The organism is Microbispora cellulosiformans (assembly GCF_008728085.1).
GTDB classification, from domain to species: Bacteria; Actinomycetota; Actinomycetes; order Streptosporangiales; family Streptosporangiaceae; genus Microbispora; species Microbispora amethystogenes.
On record NZ_VYTZ01000007.1, the window covers coordinates 554,350 to 573,397 of the forward strand.

The window sequence follows — 19,048 nt, forward strand, 5'->3', positions numbered from 1 at the left end:
GCGAACGGCGCACTACGACAGGCCGGCGCGCCGGGCGCGCTCGACGACCTGTCCGATGACCTCGACGACGCGGTCGACGTCCTCCTCCGTGGACGTGTGGCCGAGCGAGAAGCGCAGCGACCCGCGGGCGCGCACGCCGTCCTGACCCATCGCCATCAGCACGTGGGACGGCTGGGCCACCCCGGCCGAGCAGGCCGAGCCCGTGGAGCACTCCACGCCCTTGGCGTCGAGCAGCATGAGCAGGGCGTCGCCCTCGCAGCCGGGGAACGAGAAGTGGGCGTTGGCCGGCAGCCGGTCGGCGGGGTCGCCGTTCAGCACGACGTCGGGCACGGCCCGCCGTACGCGCTCGACGAGATCGTCGCGGAGCGCCGACAGGCGTTCCGCGGCCGCGGGCTGCTCGGCGACGGCCGCCTCGACGGCCGCGGCGAACCCGGCGATGGCCGGGGCGTCGAGCGTGCCGGAGCGGATGTCGCGTTCCTGCCCGCCGCCGTGCAGGACGGGGACGGGATCGACGCCGCGCGCCAGCAGCAGCGCCCCGACGCCCACGGGCCCGCCGACCTTGTGGCCGGAGACGGTCATGGCGTCCACGCCCGAGTCGGCGAACGAGACCGGAAGCTGGCCGACCGCCTGCACCGCGTCGGTGTGGAACGGGATGCCGTGCTCGTGCGCGATGGCGGCCAGCACGCGCACCGGCTGCACGGTGCCCACCTCGTTGTTGGCCCACATCACGCTCACCAGCGCGACGTCGTCCGGGTCGCGGTCGATGGCCTCGCGCAGCGTCTCGGGGTGGACCCGGCCCTGCTCGTCGACCCGGAGTAACTCGACCCGGGCGCCGTGGTTGTCGCCCAGCCAGTGGGCGGGGTCGAGGGCGGCGTGGTGCTCGATCGCGCTGACCAGGATCCTCGGCCGCTTCCTCGCCCAGAACAGGCCCTTTATGGCGAGGTTGTCGGCCTCGGTGCCGCCCGCCGTGAACACGACCTCACTTGGCCGGGCGCCGAGCGAGCCGGCGATCGTCTCGCGCGACTCCTCGACGACCCGGCGGGCGCGGCGGCCCGCCGCGTGCAGGGAGGAGGGGTTGCCCACCTGACCGAGCTGGGCCGTCATCGCCTCGATCGCCTCGGGCCGCATCGGGGTGGTCGAGGCATGGTCCAAGTACGCAGATCCCATGACCCCTCCCCTGAACGCCTTTCGTGCGCACCAAGCGTATCCGGGGAGACCGGGAACACCGGAACGATGTCGCGAGTTGACCGTCCAGCCGGTACAGTAGGTGGCATGAGGAGGGTGGCATGAGGCGAGACGAGTTGCTCGACGCGGCCGAGGCCCTGCTGCAGGACCAGGGCTCCCAGGCCCTGACCCTGGCGGCGGTGGCCGAGCGCGCCGGCGTCAGCAAGGGCGGCCTCCTCTATCACTTCGCCACCAAGGAAGCGCTCGTCAAAGGGATGATCGAGCGCCTGATCGCCGACTTCGACGCGCTGATCGAGGCACAGGGGGAGAGCACCTACACGCGCTCCTATGTCGCCGCGACGTTCGAGGCGGTGGAGACCGGACGGCTCAGACGCTGGGCGGTGGTCACCGGCGCGGCCGGCGATCCCGCGCTGCTCGCGCCGTTGCGTGAGGCGATGGCCCGCTGGATGCGGCAGGGACTGGACGACGAGCCCGACCCGCCCGCGTCCCAGATCGTACGGCTGGCCTGCGAGGGCGTCTGGGAGGTCGCCACCCACTGTTCGGCGATCGTCGACTTCGCCGCCGTCCGCGCCAGGCTGCTCGCCCTGTTATAGGGCTCCGTCAAGGCTCTTCCCCCAGGCGCTGCCGCAGCGCCTTCTGTGACACGCCCTCTGTCACGGCTTCTGGGACGCGTCCGCGCCGGGCGCGGACCGTGCCCACTACACCGAGCCGTACGCGCGACTGGTGGTCGCCCTTCCTTCCGGCTGAGCCGTGAAAGGGCGACCTGCTGCTGTCTGCCCACTTCTCCGGGTTCGGAAACCCACTTGACTCACATGGAAAGGAAGCTGTGATGACCCGCGCTTTGAGGAAGGCCCGTCACGGGGCAGTCCTCACCTTTGTCCTGGCCGGCCTGATGTGCGGAACGTTCACCGTGCGCCTCCCCGCCCTGGCCGACCGGCTCCGCCTCCCGGAGTCGTCGGTCGGTCTCGCCCTGCTCGGCTGGGGCGTCGGCGCGCTGCTGACCATGCAGATCATGCGCGTCGTGCTGGGCAGAGCCGGGAGCCGGGGCGTCCTGCGCACGGCCGTTCCCCTGTGCGCGGCATCACTGGTCCTCGTCGCGCTCGCGCCGTCCTTCCCGGCGCTGGTCGCCGCGACCGCGCTGTTCGGCATGGCGTTCGGCGCGGTCGACGTCGGCATGAACGCGCAGGGCTCGCTGGTCGAGCGCGCGTACGGCCGGCCCATCATGATCGGCATGCACGCGGGCTGGTGCGTCGGCGCGATCGCGGCGGGCCTGCTGGGCACGGCCGCCATCGCGCTGGGCCTGTCCCTCACCACCCACATCCTTCTGGTGGCCCTGGTCTCGGCGCCCGCGGCGCTCGCGCTCAGCCGTACGCACCTGCCCGACCGGGCGCCGGAGACGGGCGCCGCGCGGGAGAGCGGCCGCGCCCGGCGGAGGCTGCCGGGGGTCGTCTACCTGCTCGGGGCGATCACGTTCGCCGCGTTCATGGTCGAGGGCGTCGTCGCCGACTGGAACGGGCTCTACCTGCTCGGCACGCTGCACGCCTCCGAGGCGGTCGCCGCGCTCGGCTATCCGGTGTTCGAGGCCGGCATGCTGGTCGCGCGGCTCGGCGGCGACCGGCTGCGCGGCCGCCTCGGCGCCCGCGCGCTGATCGCCCTGTCCGGCGGGGCCACGGCCCTGGCGTTCCTCGCCGTCGTCGCCGCGCCTGTGACGGCGGCGGCCGTGGCCGGGCTGTTCTTCGTCGGGCTCGCGGTGGCGACCATCTCGCCGATGGCGCTGTCGCTCGCCGGCACCGCGACGGCGGAGCCGGGCCCCGCGATCGCGCAGGCGAGCGCCATGGGCTACGCGGGGCTGCTGCTCGGGCCGGTCGTGATCGGCTTCCTGTCCGCCGCGGCGTCGCTGCGGCTGGCCATGGGTGTGGCCGTCGTCCTCGGCGTCGTCATCGCCGCGGCGGGGCGGCTGCTGCCCGCGTCCCGTACGGAGATCGTCCCGCTGCGGGCGTCCGCCCGCGACGGAGGCGAGGAGCCCCACCTGCCGCTGGCCGCCTGACGCCCGTCCCACGAGCCCGGCCGGGGGTCAGCCCCGGCCGGCCAGGGCGGCCTCCTCGGCGAGGGTGACGAGCCGGTCCACGGTCTCGGGCAGCGCGCCGCCCAGGATCTTCTTCATGATGGGGGTCAGCAGGAGCGCGGTCGGTCCCTTCACGGAGACCTTGAAGGTCACGTCCCGCGTGCCGTCGCCGCGGTCGTCGATGGTGTGCTCCCAGTCCATGAAGGTGCCCCCGGGCAGGAAGAACCGGTCGGTGTACCTGCGCATGGGCTCGCACTCGATGATCTCGAAGCGGACGGCCGACTGACCCTTCAGCTTGACGCGGCCGGTGGCGCCGAGGGCGAACGGCCCCCCGTCGAGGCGAATCCAGTCCAGCCCGTCGTCCCAGCGGACGCGTGCGGGGACGTCGGCCCACAGGGGCCAGATGTGCTCCGGCTCGGCCGTGGTCTGCCGCGTGACCGTGATGAGGTGCGTGGTGCGCAGTTTCCCGAGCGCGGCCACCGTCGCGGCGACCACCGCCGTTCCGGCCGAACCGCCTATGAGCATCTTGATCCCGCTTGCCATCCGAACCATCCCCTCGAATCTGGTCATCTGTCTATATCATACGTATGTATAAGACAGATTGCCAGGCGCCCGGAGGAGGATTTCGCGCGAGATCGCCGCGCCGCCTCCATACAACCCCATGAACGCCGGAAGCGGCGCCGCGTCAGGCGCGGCGCCGCTTCCGATCCGGGGTGCTACTTACGCTTCTCGATCTCCTCGGTGAGCTGCGGGACGATCTGGAAGAGGTCGCCCACCACGCCGTAGTCGGCGACTTCGAAGAGCGGCGCCTCGGCGTCCTTGTTGATCACCACGATCGTCTTCGAGGTCTGCATGCCGGCCCGGTGCTGGATCGCGCCGGAGATGCCCGCCGCGATGTAGAGCTGCGGCGACACCGTCTTGCCGGTCTGCCCGACCTGGAACTGGTGGGGGTACCACCCGGCGTCGGTGGCGGCGCGCGAGGCGCCGACCGCCGCGCCGAGGGAGTCGGCGAGCTTCTCGATGATCGCGAAGTTCTCACCCGAGCCCACGCCCCGGCCGCCGGAGACCACGATCGCGGCCTCGGTCAGCTCGGGCCGGCCGCCCTTCTCCTGCACGACCCGCTCCACGATCCGGGCGGCGCGGGCGGCGTCCGACAGGGCGACCTCGATCTTCTCCTCGGCGCCGGCGCCGGCCGCGGCCACGGGAGCGGTGCTGTTCGGCCGTACGGTGATGATCGGAAGGCCCCGGGTCACCCGGCTGTGGACGTTGACGCCGCCACCGAAGATCGACTGCTCGGCCACGAAGCCCTCGCCGACGCCCACCGCGTCGGAGATCACTCCGGAGTCCGTCTTGATCGCGAGCCGCCCCGCGACCTCCTTGCCCTCACCGGTCGCCGCGAGGAAGACCGCGGCCGGGGAACGCTCGGCCACCAGGTGCGCGAGCACCTCGGCCTTGGGCGCCGCCACGTAGTCGCCGATCTCGTCGGCCGCCGCCACGTAGATCTTCTCCGCGCCGTACTCGGCGAGCCTGGCCTTCGCGCTGTCCGAGTAGCCGGGGCCGGCCCACACCGCGGCGGGCGTGCCCAGCGACCGGGCCAGGGTCAGCAGCTCGAAGGTGACCTTCTTGACGTCGCCGTCGACGTGGTCGACGAGAACCAGAATCTCAGTCATCTCGGGGCCCCTCAGATGAACTTCTTCGACGCGAGGAACTCGGCGGCCCTGGCGCCGCCGTCGCCCTCGTCCTTGATCACAGTGCCGGCGGCCCGGGGTGGGGCGGCGGCGAAGTCGACGACCTCGCTCCACGAGTTCGCCAGGCCGACCTGGTCGGCCGCGATGTCCGCGTCGGCGATGCCGAGCGTCTCGACCGGCTTCTTCTTGGCGGCCATGATGCCCTTGAACGACGGGTACCTCGGCTCGTTGATCTTCTCGACCACCGACACGACGGCCGGCAGCGAGGCCTCGACCTTGTCGTAGCCGTAGTCGGTGATCCGCTCGACCCGGATGGCGGTGCCCTCGATCTCGACCTTGCTCGCCAGCGTGAGCTGGGGGGCGCCGAGCCGCTCGGCCAGCATCGCGGCGAGCATCCCGGTGCGGGCGTCGGTCGACTCCGAGCCCAGGATGACCAGGTCGAAGCCGATCTTCTTCAGGGCCTGGGAGACGGCGTAGGAGGTGCCGAGGGCGTCCGAGCCGTGCAGCGCGTCGTCGTGCAGGTGCACCGCCTTGTCCGCGCCCATCGCCAGGGCCTTACGGATGGTCTCGGTGGCCTTGGCCGGGCCCATGCTCAGGACGGTGACCTCACCGCCGTGGGCCTCCTTGAGCCGCAGCGCCTCCTCGACCGCGTACTCGTCGAGCTCGTTGACGACGCCGTCGGCGGCGTCGCGGTCGAGCGTCTTGTCTTCGGACCTCAGCTTGCGCTCGGTCGCCGTGTCGGGGACCTGCTTCACGCAGACGACGATGTTCATGGCCGGTGGCCGACCTCCCCTTTCCGTACGGCTGACGCCGCGATTACGCACAATGTTACCCATGGGTAGCTTAGTCGCAAACCTCCAGGCCCGCACCGTGCCCATGTCACATACCAGGCCCATCTCACACTACCGAACTTTGTTCCGGTATCCGGGGGTCAGAGCGGTCGCGGGTCGCCGGGTCAGCTCGCGAACACGAGCATGCCGAGGATGAACACCACGGTGCCGACGGCCATGAGCAGCGTCGTGGTGCTGAACAGCGTGCTGAGCAGCGCCCAGACCCCGACGGCGCCCACGCCGCTGACGGCGTCCACCACGAGCCTGCGCCGCCGCGAGCGTGCCAGCAGCCCGAACCCCGCGTCGGCCACCAGGGCGATGCCGTAGAGCACCAGCAGGAGAAGGGACACCTCCGGGAAGTTCGCCCGCGCGGCGGCGGCGAACAGGCCCACGACCACCGCGGAGCCCACCACCCAGCGGCGGTGCAGCTTCTCCCGGTGCGCGGCCCGCGGGTCGTCCACCTCCGCCCGCCTCGCGCGCCGGGCGGGCCGCCGGTCGCCCGGCCGCCACTCGCGGGTGGACGCCTCGGAGAGGGCCTGCTGCGAGGGCTCGATCCCGTCCAGCACCGGCGCGGCCTCGTTCAGGCGGCCGGCCAGTTCGGCCGTCTCGGGGCGGGCGGCCGGATCGCCGCTCAGGCACCGCTCCACGAGCGGGGCGAGCCACGCCGGCACGCCCGACAGGTCGGGCTCCCGGTGCACCACCCGGTAGGCGACGGCCGCCGCGGGTCCCGTCCCGTACGGCTGGCGCCCGGACGCGGCGAAGGCCACCGTCGCCCCCCAGGCGAACACGTCCGCCTCCGGCCCGGCGTCCCGGCCCTCCAGCACCTCCGGGGCCAGATAGCCGGGTGTCCCCACCACCGCGCCCGACGCGGTCACCGACGCCGACTCCAGCGCGCAGGCGATGCCGAAGTCGATCACGTACGGCTCGCCGTCGGAGACGATGACGTTGGCCGGCTTGAGATCGCGGTGGACGACCCCGGCCGCGTGGATCGACTCCAGCGCCTCCGCCAGCCCCAGCGCCAGCCGCAGCAGGGCCGCTCCGGTGACCGGCCCGTCCTTCGCCACCACCGCGCTGAGCGGCCTGCCCTGGACGTACCGGGTGACGATGTACGGCCGCTCCCCCGACAGCGAGGCGTCGAGCACCTCGGCGACGTGCCGCCCGCGCACCCGGCGCATGGTCTCCACCTCGCGGGCCAGCCGGGTGATCGCGAACGCGTCGGAGGCGACGTGGGGATGCAGGACCTTGACGGCGACCGTGCGCCCGTCGGCGTCGAGCGCGAGATGGACCTCCCCGAACCCACCCGACCCAAGTGCGGAGATCAGACGATAGGGACCGAGCTGTTGTGTCGTGCCCATTGAGTCTCCCGCTTCGCTCGGCGGTCGGGACGGGGTCAGGTCCAGGGGTCAGGTCCAGAAGGTCAGGAAGCCCAGGCCGATGCGGTCCATGATGTCGCCCACGACGCCGCCGATCAGGTTGACGACGGTGTCCTCACCCTTCCGTTGGAGATCCCCGACGATTTTGTCGATCGCCACCTTCGGCGGCTGCCAGGGGGCCCAGGAGGCGTCCGCGGACAGCGCCGTCATGATCGCGAACAGCGCGACCGTGCCGACCACGATGGTGACGATCATGCCCGCGCCCGGGCTGCGGATCACCGCGGTGAGCGTACGGGCCACGGCCTTACGCGGGGCCTTGCCGCCGGGCAGGAGGAACAGCCCCGCGACGAAGGCGCCGGCCGCGTAGGCCGCGGCGGGGTCGGTATGCACTCCCCCCAGGTAGTGGAACCCGCCCCAGCAGCACATGGCGAACATCACGGCCAGCGGCACCTGTACCACCGTGGCCAGGCCGGCCCTGATCAGCGCCCAGGGCGTGCCGAGCACCGCGAGGAGCGGATCGGCGCCGCTGGTGCCCCTGGCCGCCCTGCGGTCGGCGAGGTCGCCGAGCAGGTACTGCCCCACCCGCAGGCACAGCGCGGCCACCGCGGCGAACAGGCTCACCACCACCGGCAGCAGGCAGGCCAGCGCCACGAGAGTGGCCAGCAGCAGGGCCGCGAGCACGGGGTGCCGCGCGCGGTAGGGAGCCCGCGGGGGTTCCGGCGCGTACGGCGCGGCCGGCGTGACCGGGCCGGGGGCGGGCGGCCGCGCGACCTGGGGCTCGGGATAACCCGCCACCCGCTGGTCGGTGTGCGGCTGGAAGACCGCCGGCTGGTACGGCGGCGGGGGCGGACCCCCCTGGCCGTACGGCGGGGCCTGCGGGTGCGCCGGAGGCGGCGCGGACACCGGACGGCGCTGCTTCGGCGCCCGGGGCTCCCGGTAGGGCCGCTCCGGCTCCACGTAGTTCACCGGCGGCAGCAGGTCGGAGTAGCTGTCGTCGTCCGACGGCAGCACGCTGGTCCGGGGTCCGTTGCGCGTGCCGTTTCCCTGGCCGTTACCGGGGACCGTCGTCTCGTCGAGCAGCCGGGTGCCGTCGAGGACCCTCGTCCCGCCGTCCTGCGGGGTCTCCCGCAACACCGTGATCGTGGGGTCGAGCGACCGGGTGAGCCGCAGCAGCGACGCGGCGGTGGGGCGCGACGCGGCGTCCGACGCCAGCGCGAGGCGGAGCCAGCCGCGCAGCCAGACCGGCGCGACATCCACCTGGGCCTTGCCCTCGAGGATGTTGTAGCAGACCGACTCGAACGTGCCCGAGCCGAACGGCGGCTTGCCGGTGACCCCGAAGAACACCGTGGCGGCCAGCGCGTGCACGTCGGCCGCCTGGGTGATCTGGGTGTCCCGGATGATCTCCGGGGCGAGGTAGCCGGGCGTGCCGACGAACATCCCCGTCTGGGTCAGCCGCGTGGCGTTGACGAGGTGCGCGATGCCGAAGTCGATCACCAGCGGCTCGCCGTCCACCAGCATGACGTTGGCCGGCTTGAGGTCGCGGTGGATCACGTCGGCCGCGTGGATGGCGACCAGGGCCTCGCAGAGGCCCCGGGCGAGCCGGACCACGGCGTCGTCGCGGAGCGGGCCGTCCTCCAGCACGGTCTGCTCTAAGGTCCGCCCGGGGGCGTACCGCGTCACGATGTACGGCGCGGCGCCGGTCAGGTCGGCGTCGAGGACCTCGGCGACGCGCCTGCTGCGCACCCGCCGCATGGTCTCGACCTCACGGGTCAGCCGGTCGCGTGCCTTGAGATCGGAGGCGACGTGCGGGTGCAGGACCTTGACCGCGACCTCGCGCCCCTCCGCGTCCAGGCCGAGGTGGACCACCCCCATGCCGCCCTCACCGAGCTGCCGCAGCAGCCGGTAGGGGCCGATCCTCTCGGGAGCCTCAGTAGCCGACATCTCGTCCCCCGTCACCCATACCCTGCCTGTCTCCGCAGGTCCCCGAGCCGATCAAGTACTGACAGAACGTCGATGGGGCCCCAGAAGTGCCCTGCTGTCTGTTTACCCAGGAGGGCGGCGAGCGCGATCGCCGCCGTGAGCACCGCGAACGCCCCGATCCCCCAGGCGAGCCCCTGCGCCGCGCCGTCGCCGGGAGCGAGCGAGGCGAGGGTCCTCCGCATCTGCCGGCTCGGGCCGGTCACCCCCGGCCCCGCGCACAACGTCCACAGCGCCACCGCGACGCCCCAGCTCAGCGCGGCGACCAAGGGCGCCGACCCCACGAGCACGGTGAGCGCCAGCGTCACGGCCATCCCCAGGACCAGCGCGTACGGCACGAGAGCCAGCGTGATCCCGGCGGACCTGACGAGCGCCGCCGGCCGGCCCACCACCCGCAGCACGTCCGTGGCCGCGGCGCCCGCCGCGCGGCGGGTGTTGAGGTGCGCCTGGTCGAGGTCGGCGGCGCGGAGCAGCACCGCGACCGGCACGGCCAGCAGGCAGACCAGCATCGGCGCGACCACCGCGAGGCTCGTCATCACGACGAGCAGCAGCGCGCTCGCCACGCCGTACGCCCTGGAGCGCTGGAGCAGCCCACCGGGCGGGAACGGCGGCACGGTCGGCGGCGGCACCCGCAGCGTCGGCATGTACGGCGCCGGATTCCGCTGGACGGTGTTCTGCTGGTGGAGGTTCTGCTGATGGGCGTTCTGCGGGGGCTGATAGTGCTGGTGGATGTGCGGCGTCTGCTCGTAGATCTCGGGCGCGTGCCCGAAGAGGGCCTGGTCGCGGGCCGCGACGTCCCGGTGCCCCATCCCCTGTGAGCCCATCCCCTGTGAGACCGGCCCGTGCGGGCCCGCCTCGCGCGGAGCCTGGCGCGGCGGCGGCGGGTCGTGCGGCAGCGCGGCGCCGCCGGTGACGGCCTGGCGCACCTCCTCGGAGGTGACCCGCCGCGTGGGGATGTCCCCCTCCGGCCGCAGCATCGGCGTGCGCCACTCGTCGGGCCCGGTCGCCGGAGAAGGCCCGGTGGCCGGGTGCGTGCCGGGGCGGGACGGGGGCGTCCGGGTGGGGATGTCGCCCTCCGCCGGCGACCCGAGGCCCGCCTTCCGCAGGTCCTCCCCGGTGACCCGCACGGTCGGGAAGGGATCGCCGCCCTGACCCGCCACGGGCGTGTCCCGCAGCAGGGAGACGAACTCCTCCGCCCGGTCGGCGGGGCGCGACGGCGTGACCGGAGGCGTCGCCACGGGCGCGACCGGCGGCGTCACCACCGGTCCGGCCGCCTGTGGTCCGGTCGCCTGCGGTCGCACCGGTGGCCGGCCGCCGAAGTCGGGCACCTGCTGGCCGCCGGTGTCGTCGACGTTGGGCACCGTGGTGATCTCGTCGGGCACCCGCGGCCTGCCGCCCGCGCCCTGCGGCATGAGCCGGCCGACCTGCCGCACCAGCTCGGCCGACGTCGGCCGTCTGACCGGGTCGCGGTTGAACGCGGCGCGCAGCACCGGCTGGATCGGCGCCGGAGCGGCGTCCACGTTGGCCCGCCCGGAGGTGATGTTGAAGAAGATCATCTCCAGCGTGCCCTTGCCGAACGGCGGCTGGCCGGTCGCGGCGTACAGCACGGTGCCGGCCCAGGCGTGCACGTCGACCTGTGGCCCCGCCTCGTGGCCCTCGATGATCTCCGGGGCGAGATAGCCCGGCGTGCCGATGAACATGCCGGTCTGGGTGAGCCGGGTGGCGTCCACCGCCTGGGCGATGCCGAAGTCGATGAGGACGGGCTGGCCGTCCAGCATCAGCACGTTGCCCGGCTTCAGGTCGCGGTGGATGACCCCCGCGGCGTGGACGGCGGCGAGCGCCTCGGCGACCCCCATGGCGACCTTGAGCACACCGTCGAGGGGCAGCGGGCCGTCCTTCTTGACGATCTCGTCCAGCGCCCGTCCCGGCACGTACCGCGTGACGATGTACGGCCGGCGGCCGGTGACGTCGGCGTCGACGACCTCCGCGATGTGCCTCCCGCGCACCCTGCGCATGGTCTCGACCTCGCGTGACAGCCGCCTGCGCGCCACGTCGTCCCCCGCCACCTCCGGGCGCAGGACCTTGACCGCCACCTGCCGGCCCTGCGGGTCCAGGGCGAGGTGGACCACCCCCATGCCACCCTCACCGAGCCGCCGGAGCAGCCGGTACGGGCCGAGTCGGTCGTCTTGATTCATCGCCTTAGCACCATACCGACTAAAAGAACGCCCATGAGTGAACCATCGCGCCACATCTCCGCTCAGCACAACGGAGAAAGGACGCGATCGGTTTCCGGGCGGGTGATCACATGGTGAGCGCGAGGACCTCCCCACGGGTCGCCGCGACCAGCGCCTCGCCGGAAAGCGCCAGCTTGGAGCGGCGGACGCCGCTGCCGATCACGACGAACGGCCGCCGGATCACGTTTTCGTCAACGAGCACCGGCCAGCCGTCGGGCAGCCCGATCGGGGTGATGCCGCCGTACTCCATGCCGGTCAGTTCGACGGCCTCCGCCTGCGGGGCGAAGGACGCCTTCCTGGCGTCCAGATGACGGCGTACGACGCCGTTGACGTCGGCCCGCATCGTGGCGAGCACCATGACGGCCGCGTACCTCGTCTCCCCGCCGCGCCTGGCGCTCACGATCACGCAGTTGGCCGAGTCCTCCATCTCCACGCCGTACCGCTCGCAGAAGGCCGCGGTGTCGGCGAGGCCGGGGTCGATCTCGGCCACCCGCGGCGGCACGCCGAGCGAGGCGACGGCCTTGGCGACGGGATCGGCGAGCAGATCCGGCCGGTCGGAGACGGGAACCCATTCGAGCGGCATTCGGTCCTCCTTGACCGCGTGGTTGGAGCGTGGGGCGCCGGACGTCAGCCGTACCGGCCGCTGCCGCAGGCGACCTGCCCGCCGATCATGGAGAAGAGCCCGAACAGGGCCATGATCTCGTGGTAGTCGTCCGTGGCGAACTCGGTGTGCCGGGGGTCCACGAGCCGCACGCCGGGGATGATCGCGCAGGCCGCCGCGATGGCGGTGGAGTTCCACTCCACGCCCAGGACGTACGGCGGCTCGACCACGTAGGGCCGGAAGCCGGCCAGCCGGCCGAGGGCCCGCGCCGTGCCCTCGCGGATCCGCCGCCAGGCGACGGCCGGGGGCAGCAACTCGGCGGAGAACCTGTCGACGCCCTTCTTCACGGCGACGGTCTCGACGTCGCCGAGCAGGTCCCGGGCCTCCTCGCAGACCGCCTCGTCGCCGGCGACGAGCGCGACCGGCACGCCCATCGACCCCGCGAAGCCGGCGACCAGCCGGGTCTCGCCGCAGATCTCGCCGTTCAGGTAGACGTTCTGGATCTCCTTGCCCATCCAGGTGTGGTTGAGCACGCCGTGCGCCACCCCCGCACGGGCGTGGTAGCCGGCGAGGCAGGCGGCGTCCATGCCGGCGGCGAGGCCCTGGCCCATGCGGTGCGGCTTGCCCGGGCCCCTGATGAGGGTGGCCCGCTCGTCCAGCAGGTCGATCCTGAGGTTCTTGGTGGACCCGTGCGCGTCGTTCACCAGCACGGACGCCGCGCCGGCGTCGAAGGCGCCCTGGACGACCGCGTTGGCGTCCCCCGTCATCAGCTCGCAGCCGCGCTCGTAGCCCCGGCCGCCGTGGTGCATCTCCTCGGGGTCGGTGAGGCCGGTGACCCCCTCCATGTCCACCGAGAGATAGATCTTCATACCGCCGTCCATGCCTCCACCTGGCGCTGCTCGTCCGCGGTCATGAGCCCGACGTGCTCCCGCATGTAGGCGCCGACCTCCCCGCGCCAGGGCTCCGGCGTCTCGTCGATCGCGGGGGGATAGCAGTGGTCCATCCAGCGGGTGGACTCCACGGTCGCCCGGAGATGCTCCGCCGCGTTGGCGAACGGCGTGGTCTCGATGCCCGGCACCCGTGCGCAGCCGTACTCGATCGTCTCCTGGCCAGGGTACGGCGGCGGCTGCTGCCAGGGGCGGGCGGGGACTGATCGGGCGGTGAGCGTCGTCTTGAGCGGGCGTCCCTCGACGGCGGCGAGGATCAGCTCCTTGCGCAGGCACTTGCCGCACTTCTGGCATGGTCCGGACATGTCACCACGCAGGCACCAGCGCACCAGATGCGCGAGGTCGGAGCCCAGCGCCATGCGCATGGTCACGGGCTCGCTCACCCCGCCGACCGGGAGCGCCAGCGGAACACCGGCGGCGGCGTACAGCCGGCCCCACGGCCCGCGCGTCCCCCACATGGGGTTGTCCGACGAGAAGCGGTCGGCCTGCCGGCCGTTGTCGAGCCATCGCGACCCCAGCTCGTAGCCCAGGGCGACGCCGCCCAGATCCAGGTCGTCCGCGAGGAGCAGCGCCCCCACGGTGACGGCGTGGTGCTCTGGATAACCGGGCCGGGGGCGGCTGAGCAGGAACTCCAGGTCCGACGGGACGATGTGGAGCTCCCGGCCGGTGCGCCGGGCGAGATCGGCGAGCACCTCGGCGCGGTAGTGCGTCCACCGGTTCGGCACGCGCGGGTGGCTCACCCGCTGGAAGTGGACGAACGGCGCGTCGGGGAACATCGCGGCCACGGCCATCGAGTCGGCGCCGCCGCTGTAGGAGACGGCCAGGCGGGCGCCGCTCCTGGCGTCCTCTCCCACCGGCCCGGCGTCCACCCCCCATCCCGTACGCAGCGCCTCGGCGAGTCCCGGAGAGATCGGCCGGTCGAAGGTCACCCGGCGGCGGGTCCACGGGGCGACGACCGTCCAGGCGGACAGCGCGAGCAGGTCGGGGTGGGGGGACCCGCCGCCGGCTCCCGTGTGGACGTGACAGGAGTTCGTCCGCAGTTCGACCGGGGTGCCGTCGGTGCAGGCCCCCGTGGTCTCGTCCTCGGGGTCGAGCAGGAAGACCAGCCGCCACACGCCCTCGTCCCGCGTCCATGTCACCCGCATGACCGGCTACCCCACACGCCCGGAGTCGCCCACGCGCGCCGACAGGCCGTCGATCGCCTGCCAGATGCGCATCTCGTTCTGCAGCAGCGTGTCGACCGCCTCGGCGGTCTCGGTCGCGAGGCGGTGCGCCTCGGCCGCCTTCGGGTCGGCGGCCGCCTTCACCGGCGCCGCGCTCCCCCGCCGCAGCCGGTCGATCTCGTCGCGCAGCGCCACGACCTCCCGGCGGAGCATCTGCACCTCCCACAGGGCGTCCTTGAGGTCCTGCCGGTGGTCGGGTTTGGTGACGTACCGCGAATCGAGCCGGGACAGCAGCGCCCGGCGCAACCGCGACGGGGTCAGGACTCGCAACCGCATCATGAACCGCCACGATAGCGGCATTTTGGAGCGATCTCGGCCCAACTCCGGAGGCCGTTTCAGCGGCCGGTGAAGGTGGGGCGGCGTTTCTCCGCGAAGGCCGTCATGCCCTCTCTGGCGTCCTCGGTGGCGAACAGACCGGAGAACTGGAGCCGCTCGATCTCCAGGCCGGTGTCCAGGTCGGTCTCCAGGCCGTGGTCGACGGCCAGCTTGGCCGCCCGGATCGCGGCGGCCGGTCCCCCGGCGAAGGTGGCGGCGAGTTCGAGCGCCGCCGGGTAGACCTCCTCGTCGGGGACGACCCGGTCCACCAGGCCGATCGCGAGCGCCTCGGCGGCGGAGACGTGCCGCCCGGTGAAGATCAGGTCCTTCGCCCTGGCCGGGCCGACGAGCCGGGGCAGGCGCTGGGTGCCCCCCGCGCCCGGGATGATCCCGAGGGTGATCTCCGGCTGGCCGAGCTTCGCGCTCTCGCCCGCCACCCGGAGGTCGGCGCACAGCGCGAGCTCGCAGCCGCCGCCCAGGGCGTACCCGGTGATCGCCGCGATGACGGGCTTGCCGATCCGCGCGACGGCGGTGAAGCAGTCCTGCAGCGCACGCGAGTGCACGGCCATCTCGGCGTAGGACATGACCGCCATCTCCTTGACGTCGGCCCCGGCGGCGAAGACGCGCTCCCCGCCGTACACGACGACCGCGTGCGCGTCCGGATCGGCGTCCACCAGCCGCGCGGCCTCCGCGATCTCCTCCTGGACCCGCCGGTTCAGCGCGTTCATCTTCGGCCGGTCGAGCCGGATCGTGGCGACGTGCCCGGAGGTCTCCACCCTGACGAATTCAGCTTCACCCATGACCTCACCCTAGAGGGAAGATCAGCGTCCGAGCGGGAGGGGCTGCCGGGGAGCGCCGGGCTCCCGCGCCATCGCCTTGCGGTACACCTGCTCGTATCCCTGCACCATGACGGGCAGGTCGAAGTGCCGTTCGACGCGGGCGCGCACCGCGCGCGGGTCCAGTGCGGAGACCCCCTCGATCGCGGCCGGCAGTTCGGCCGGCGTGTCGCGGACGAATCCGGTCACCCCGTCCACCACGATCTCCGGGACCGCGCCCCGGCGCAGCGCGACCACCGGCGTGCCGCAGGCCATCGCCTCGATCATGACCATGCCGAACGGCTCGTCCCAGAGCAGCGGGAGCACCAGGCACCGGGCCCGCGAGAACAGCTCGCGCTTGAGCGCGACGTCCGCCTCCCCCAGGTATTCGGCGTCCGGGCCGAGCAGCGGCGACACCCGCCGCCGGAAGTAGGCGACCTCCACCGGCTCGGCCTGCCTGCCGACCAGCAGGATGCGGCGGCCCGCCGCGCGCGCCGCCTCGACCGCGAGGTGCGCGCCCTTGTCGGGGCTCATCCGCCCCAGCCACAGGACCCACTCCTCCTTGTGCTCCCGGAACGGCCACGCCGCGGCGTCCACCGCGTTGTGCACCCGCGCCGTCCAGTTGAGGTCGGGCGCGTGGGCGCGCTGGGCGGCGGAGACGGCCACCAGCGCCACGTCCGGCCCGAGCCTCCGGTAGTAGTCGCCGAGCTCACCGCCCACGTGGTTGTGGCAGGTGACGATCGTCGGCACGAGCCGGGCGGCGGCGGTGAGCGGCCCCGCCAGCGAGTGGTCGTGGACGATGTCCACGTCCAGGCCCCGCAGCAGGCGGGCCGCCCCGGCCGCGTGCACCACCTCGGGAAAGGGGTCGCCGATGCGCGCCGAGGGCGGCTCGTCGTAGGTCCGCAGGTCCACGGTCGGGCCGGCCCCTATCACGGTCACCCGGTGCCCCCGGTGCCGCAGACCCTGGACCAGCCCGTGCACGACCGCCTCGATGCCACCGTACGCGCGGGGCGGGATGTCGTACCACGGCGGCGCGACCATCCCGATGTGCAGCACCTGTGCCATGGTGCGGGTCTACCCCCCTCACCTGCGGCGAAAGCAGGACGAGGGGGGACAGGCCACGCGTCGGCCCAGGGTTACCTCAGGGTGCCGTTGGTCATCCCGACCGGCTCCTCCGGTACGGCGATCAGGCCCAGCTCCGCCGGGGACGCCATCAGCGGGTGGGACGGGACCACCCGCACCGAGTAGCCGAACGCGCCGGTGCGGTCCAGCGGCACGGCGCCGGTGTAGTGCGCCCGGCCGTCGTCGCCCGACGAGTCGGCCTTGAGCGTGACGTAGCACGGCGCGAGGAGCTCGTCGTGCGGTCCCACGCGGCCGTAGGCCGCCTCGACCCGCACGTCCTCCGCGGACAGCTCGCCGAGGGCGATCGTGGCCCGCAGCTCCAGCTGGGCTCCCAGCTCGGGGGTGTCCCCCACGCCGGTCGCCTCCACGTGCTCGACCCGCACCCCCGGCCACGCCTTGACCACGCGCAACTTCCAGGCGGCGAACAGCCGGGCGTTGTCGAAGCCGTCCGCCGCGAGCACGCGGGCGCTGGCGGCGGCCGGGGTGTAGAGGTCGGTGACGTAGTCGTGGAGCATCCGGCCGGCGAGCACCTTCGGCCCGAGCGAGCTGAGCGTGTGCTTGACCATCTCCAGCCAGCGCCGCGGCAGGCCGTCGGCGGCCCGGTCGTAGAACCGGTCGGCCACCTCGCGCTCGACGAGGTCGTACAACGCCGTGGCCTCCAGCTCGTCGCGCCGGTCGACGTCGTCCACCCCGTCGGCGCTGGGGATGGCCCACCCGTTGGTGCCGTCGTACCACTCGTCCCACCATCCGTCGCGGATGGACAGGTTGAGGCCGCCGTTGAGCGCCGCCTTCATGCCGGACGTGCCGCACGCCTCCAGGGGGCGCAGCGGGTTGTTCATCCACACGTCCGACCCGGTGACCATGAGCTGCCCGAGCGCCATGTCGTAGTCGGGCAGGAAGACGATGCGGTGCCGCACGTCCTCGGAGTCGGCGAAGCGCACGATCTGCTGGATGAGCTTCTTGCCGCCCTCGTCGGCGGGGTGCGCCTTGCCGGCGATGACGATCTGCACCGGCTTGTCCGGGTCGAGCAGCAGCCTGCGCAGCCGGTCGGGCTGGTTGAGCATGAGGGTGAGCCGCTTGTAGGAGGGCACCCGCCGGGCGAACCCGATCGTCAGCACGTCCGGGTCGAGCGCCTCGTCCACCCAGGTCAGCTCGGCCTCGGTGGCCCCGCGCTGCCGCCACGACCTACGCAGCCGCCGGCGCGCCTCCTCCACCAGGCGGGCCCGGAGCGTGCCCCGGATGCCCCAGATGTCGGCCTCGGAGAGCTTGTGCACGCCCTCCCAGCCCTGCGCCTTGTCGATCAGCGACGGCAGCTCCTTGCCGGCGAGCTCCATCATCTCCCGGCCCACCCAGGTCGGGGCGTGGACGCCGTTGGTGATCGAGCCGATCGGCACCTCGTCGACGTCGAAGCCCGGCCACAGGCCCTGGAACATCTCCTGGCTGACCCGGCCGTGCAGCTCGGACACGCCGTTGACGCGCTGGGCCAGCCGCATGCCCATGACGGCCATGTTGAACACCGCGGGGTCGGCCTCGGGCCCCTCGGGCTCGGCGCCGAGCTCCAGGATGCGGTCGACCGACACCGTCGGCCAGGCGTTCGAGCCGCCGAACTGGCGGGCGATCATCTCGGCGGGGAACCGGTCGATGCCCGCGGGCACCGGCGTGTGCGTGGTGAACACCGTCCCGGCCCGTACGGCCTCCAGCGCCTCCTCGAACGACAGCCGGGCCTCGGTGAGCTCGCGGATGCGCTCCAGGCCGAGGAAGCCCGCGTGCCCCTCGTTGGTGTGGAACACCTCGGGCTCGGGGTGCCCGGTGATCCGGCAGTAGGCCCGGATGGCCCGCACGCCGCCGATGCCGAGCAGCAGTTCCTGCATGAGCCGGTGGTCGCCGCCCCCGCCGTACAGGCGGTCGGTGACGTCCCGGGCGACCGTGTCGTTCTCGGCGACGTCGGAGTCGAGCAGCAGCAGCGGCACCCGGCCGACCTGCGCCACCCAGACCTGGGCGTGCAGCGTGCGCCCGCCGGCGAGGCTGATCGCGACCCGGGCCGGCGCGCCGTCCTGCTCCTTCAGCAGTGTGAGCGGCAGGCCGCCGGGGTCGAGGGAGGGGTAGTGCTCGAGCTGCCAGCCCTCGGCCGACAGCGACTGGGTGAAGTAGCCGTGCCGGTAGAGGAGACCGACGCCGAGGATCGGCACGCCGAGGTCGCTGGCGGCCTTCAGGTGGTCGCCGGCGAGGATCCCGAGGCCGCCGGAGTACTGCGGCAGCGCGGCGGCGATGCCGTACTCGGGCGAGAAGTAGCCGATCGCCTTGGGGGCGCCCTCCAGCGACTGGTACCACCGGGGGGCGGTCATGTACTCCCGCAGGTCGTCGGCGGCGTCGGCCAGGCGGCGCAGGAAGCGCCGGTCCTGGGCGAGCGCGCGCAACCTGTCGGCCTCGACCGCGCCCAGCAGCGCGACGGGGTCGTGGTCGACACGCTCCCAGACCTCGGGATCCACCTCGGCGAACAGGTCCATGGTCTCGGGGTGCCACGACCAGCGGAGGTTCTGGACCAGCTCACCCAGAGGTGCGAGCTGCGAGGGAAGAACGGTTCGGACAGTGAACCTGCGGATAGCTCTCACGAGGTCAGACCCTAGTTACTCAGCGCCACGACGCGCGACCGAAAACATACCTGTCGTACTG

General features: G+C 73.0%; 16 protein-coding genes. 2 read left to right on the plus strand and 14 right to left on the minus strand.

What is annotated here, in order from left to right:
- Window positions 1–12 precede the first annotated feature (12 nt).
- A complete protein-coding gene (locus F5972_RS22310) occupies window positions 13–1,167 on the minus strand; it encodes a cysteine desulfurase family protein (RefSeq protein ID WP_150935494.1) in 1,155 nt (384 codons plus the stop codon).
- A gap of 119 nt (window positions 1,168–1,286) precedes the next feature.
- Between F5972_RS22310 and F5972_RS22315 the strand changes: the two genes are divergently transcribed.
- Window positions 1,287–1,778 (plus strand): TetR/AcrR family transcriptional regulator, encoded by a 492-nt coding sequence (locus tag F5972_RS22315; RefSeq protein WP_150935495.1) that lies wholly within the window; start codon window positions 1,287–1,289, stop codon window positions 1,776–1,778.
- Between the two features lie 236 nt (window positions 1,779–2,014).
- The gene (locus F5972_RS22320) at window positions 2,015–3,232 is read left to right on the plus strand and encodes an MFS transporter (RefSeq protein WP_150935496.1); all 1,218 of its coding nucleotides are present in this window, start codon (window positions 2,015–2,017) and stop codon (window positions 3,230–3,232) included.
- A 27-nt stretch (window positions 3,233–3,259) separates the two neighbouring features.
- Here the strand turns inward: F5972_RS22320 and F5972_RS22325 are convergent, their stop codons facing one another.
- The 13 genes from F5972_RS22325 to glgP form a co-directional block, all read right to left on the minus strand.
- Window positions 3,260–3,820: an SRPBCC family protein gene (locus tag F5972_RS22325; RefSeq protein WP_150935497.1), complete on the minus strand. Its 561-nt coding sequence runs from the start codon at window positions 3,818–3,820 to the stop codon at window positions 3,260–3,262.
- A gap of 146 nt (window positions 3,821–3,966) precedes the next feature.
- Complete coding sequence (locus F5972_RS22330; RefSeq protein WP_150935498.1) at window positions 3,967–4,920, minus strand: electron transfer flavoprotein subunit alpha/FixB family protein; 954 nt, start codon at window positions 4,918–4,920, stop codon at window positions 3,967–3,969.
- 11 nt (window positions 4,921–4,931) lie between these two features.
- Window positions 4,932–5,711, minus strand: a complete 780-nt coding sequence (locus tag F5972_RS22335; protein ID WP_150935499.1) for an electron transfer flavoprotein subunit beta/FixA family protein — start codon at window positions 5,709–5,711, stop codon at window positions 4,932–4,934.
- Between the two features lie 182 nt (window positions 5,712–5,893).
- A complete protein-coding gene (locus F5972_RS22340) occupies window positions 5,894–7,123 on the minus strand; it encodes a serine/threonine-protein kinase (RefSeq protein WP_150935500.1) in 1,230 nt (409 codons plus the stop codon).
- Between the two features lie 48 nt (window positions 7,124–7,171).
- Complete coding sequence (locus F5972_RS22345) at window positions 7,172–9,082, minus strand: serine/threonine-protein kinase (RefSeq protein WP_150935501.1); 1,911 nt, start codon at window positions 9,080–9,082, stop codon at window positions 7,172–7,174.
- A gap of 11 nt (window positions 9,083–9,093) precedes the next feature.
- Entirely contained in the window at window positions 9,094–11,313 is a 2,220-nt protein-coding gene (locus F5972_RS37415) for a serine/threonine-protein kinase (RefSeq protein WP_191910260.1), read from the minus strand.
- A 106-nt stretch (window positions 11,314–11,419) separates the two neighbouring features.
- A complete protein-coding gene (locus F5972_RS22355) occupies window positions 11,420–11,935 on the minus strand; it encodes a YbaK/EbsC family protein (RefSeq protein WP_150935502.1) in 516 nt (171 codons plus the stop codon).
- A 44-nt stretch (window positions 11,936–11,979) separates the two neighbouring features.
- Window positions 11,980–12,822, minus strand: coding sequence for a M55 family metallopeptidase (locus tag F5972_RS22360; protein ID WP_150935503.1), 843 nt, complete (start codon window positions 12,820–12,822; stop codon window positions 11,980–11,982).
- Complete coding sequence (locus tag F5972_RS22365) at window positions 12,819–14,045, minus strand: DUF6395 domain-containing protein (RefSeq protein WP_150935504.1); 1,227 nt, start codon at window positions 14,043–14,045, stop codon at window positions 12,819–12,821. Before F5972_RS22365 ends, F5972_RS22360 begins: the two co-directional genes overlap by 4 nt.
- 6 nt (window positions 14,046–14,051) lie before the next feature.
- A complete protein-coding gene (locus F5972_RS22370) occupies window positions 14,052–14,402 on the minus strand; it encodes a hypothetical protein (RefSeq protein WP_150935505.1) in 351 nt (116 codons plus the stop codon).
- A gap of 56 nt (window positions 14,403–14,458) precedes the next feature.
- Window positions 14,459–15,238, minus strand: coding sequence for an enoyl-CoA hydratase/isomerase family protein (locus F5972_RS22375; protein WP_150935506.1), 780 nt, complete (start codon window positions 15,236–15,238; stop codon window positions 14,459–14,461).
- A 21-nt stretch (window positions 15,239–15,259) separates the two neighbouring features.
- A complete protein-coding gene (locus F5972_RS22380; RefSeq protein WP_150935507.1) occupies window positions 15,260–16,318 on the minus strand; it encodes a glycosyltransferase family 4 protein in 1,059 nt (352 codons plus the stop codon).
- A 71-nt stretch (window positions 16,319–16,389) separates the two neighbouring features.
- Window positions 16,390–18,987, minus strand: a complete 2,598-nt coding sequence (glgP, locus tag F5972_RS22385; protein ID WP_150935508.1) for an alpha-glucan family phosphorylase — start codon at window positions 18,985–18,987, stop codon at window positions 16,390–16,392.
- Window positions 18,988–19,048 lie beyond the last annotated feature (61 nt).

Coding starts and splice junctions, on each gene's coding strand:
- F5972_RS22310 (WP_150935494.1), bottom strand. CDS start 1,167: ATGGGATCTGCGTACTTGGACCATGCCTCGACCACCCCGATGCGGCCC.
- F5972_RS22315 (WP_150935495.1), top strand. CDS start 1,287: ATGAGGCGAGACGAGTTGCTCGACGCGGCCGAGGCCCTGCTGCAGGAC.
- F5972_RS22320 (WP_150935496.1), top strand. CDS start 2,015: ATGACCCGCGCTTTGAGGAAGGCCCGTCACGGGGCAGTCCTCACCTTT.
- F5972_RS22325 (WP_150935497.1), bottom strand. CDS start 3,820: ATGACCAGATTCGAGGGGATGGTTCGGATGGCAAGCGGGATCAAGATG.
- F5972_RS22330 (WP_150935498.1), bottom strand. CDS start 4,920: ATGACTGAGATTCTGGTTCTCGTCGACCACGTCGACGGCGACGTCAAG.
- F5972_RS22335 (WP_150935499.1), bottom strand. CDS start 5,711: ATGAACATCGTCGTCTGCGTGAAGCAGGTCCCCGACACGGCGACCGAG.
- F5972_RS22340 (WP_150935500.1), bottom strand. CDS start 7,123: ATGGGCACGACACAACAGCTCGGTCCCTATCGTCTGATCTCCGCACTT.
- F5972_RS22345 (WP_150935501.1), bottom strand. CDS start 9,082: ATGTCGGCTACTGAGGCTCCCGAGAGGATCGGCCCCTACCGGCTGCTG.
- F5972_RS37415 (WP_191910260.1), bottom strand. CDS start 11,313: ATGAATCAAGACGACCGACTCGGCCCGTACCGGCTGCTCCGGCGGCTC.
- F5972_RS22355 (WP_150935502.1), bottom strand. CDS start 11,935: ATGCCGCTCGAATGGGTTCCCGTCTCCGACCGGCCGGATCTGCTCGCC.
- F5972_RS22360 (WP_150935503.1), bottom strand. CDS start 12,822: ATGAAGATCTATCTCTCGGTGGACATGGAGGGGGTCACCGGCCTCACC.
- F5972_RS22365 (WP_150935504.1), bottom strand. CDS start 14,045: ATGCGGGTGACATGGACGCGGGACGAGGGCGTGTGGCGGCTGGTCTTC.
- F5972_RS22370 (WP_150935505.1), bottom strand. CDS start 14,402: ATGATGCGGTTGCGAGTCCTGACCCCGTCGCGGTTGCGCCGGGCGCTG.
- F5972_RS22375 (WP_150935506.1), bottom strand. CDS start 15,238: ATGGGTGAAGCTGAATTCGTCAGGGTGGAGACCTCCGGGCACGTCGCC.
- F5972_RS22380 (WP_150935507.1), bottom strand. CDS start 16,318: ATGGCACAGGTGCTGCACATCGGGATGGTCGCGCCGCCGTGGTACGAC.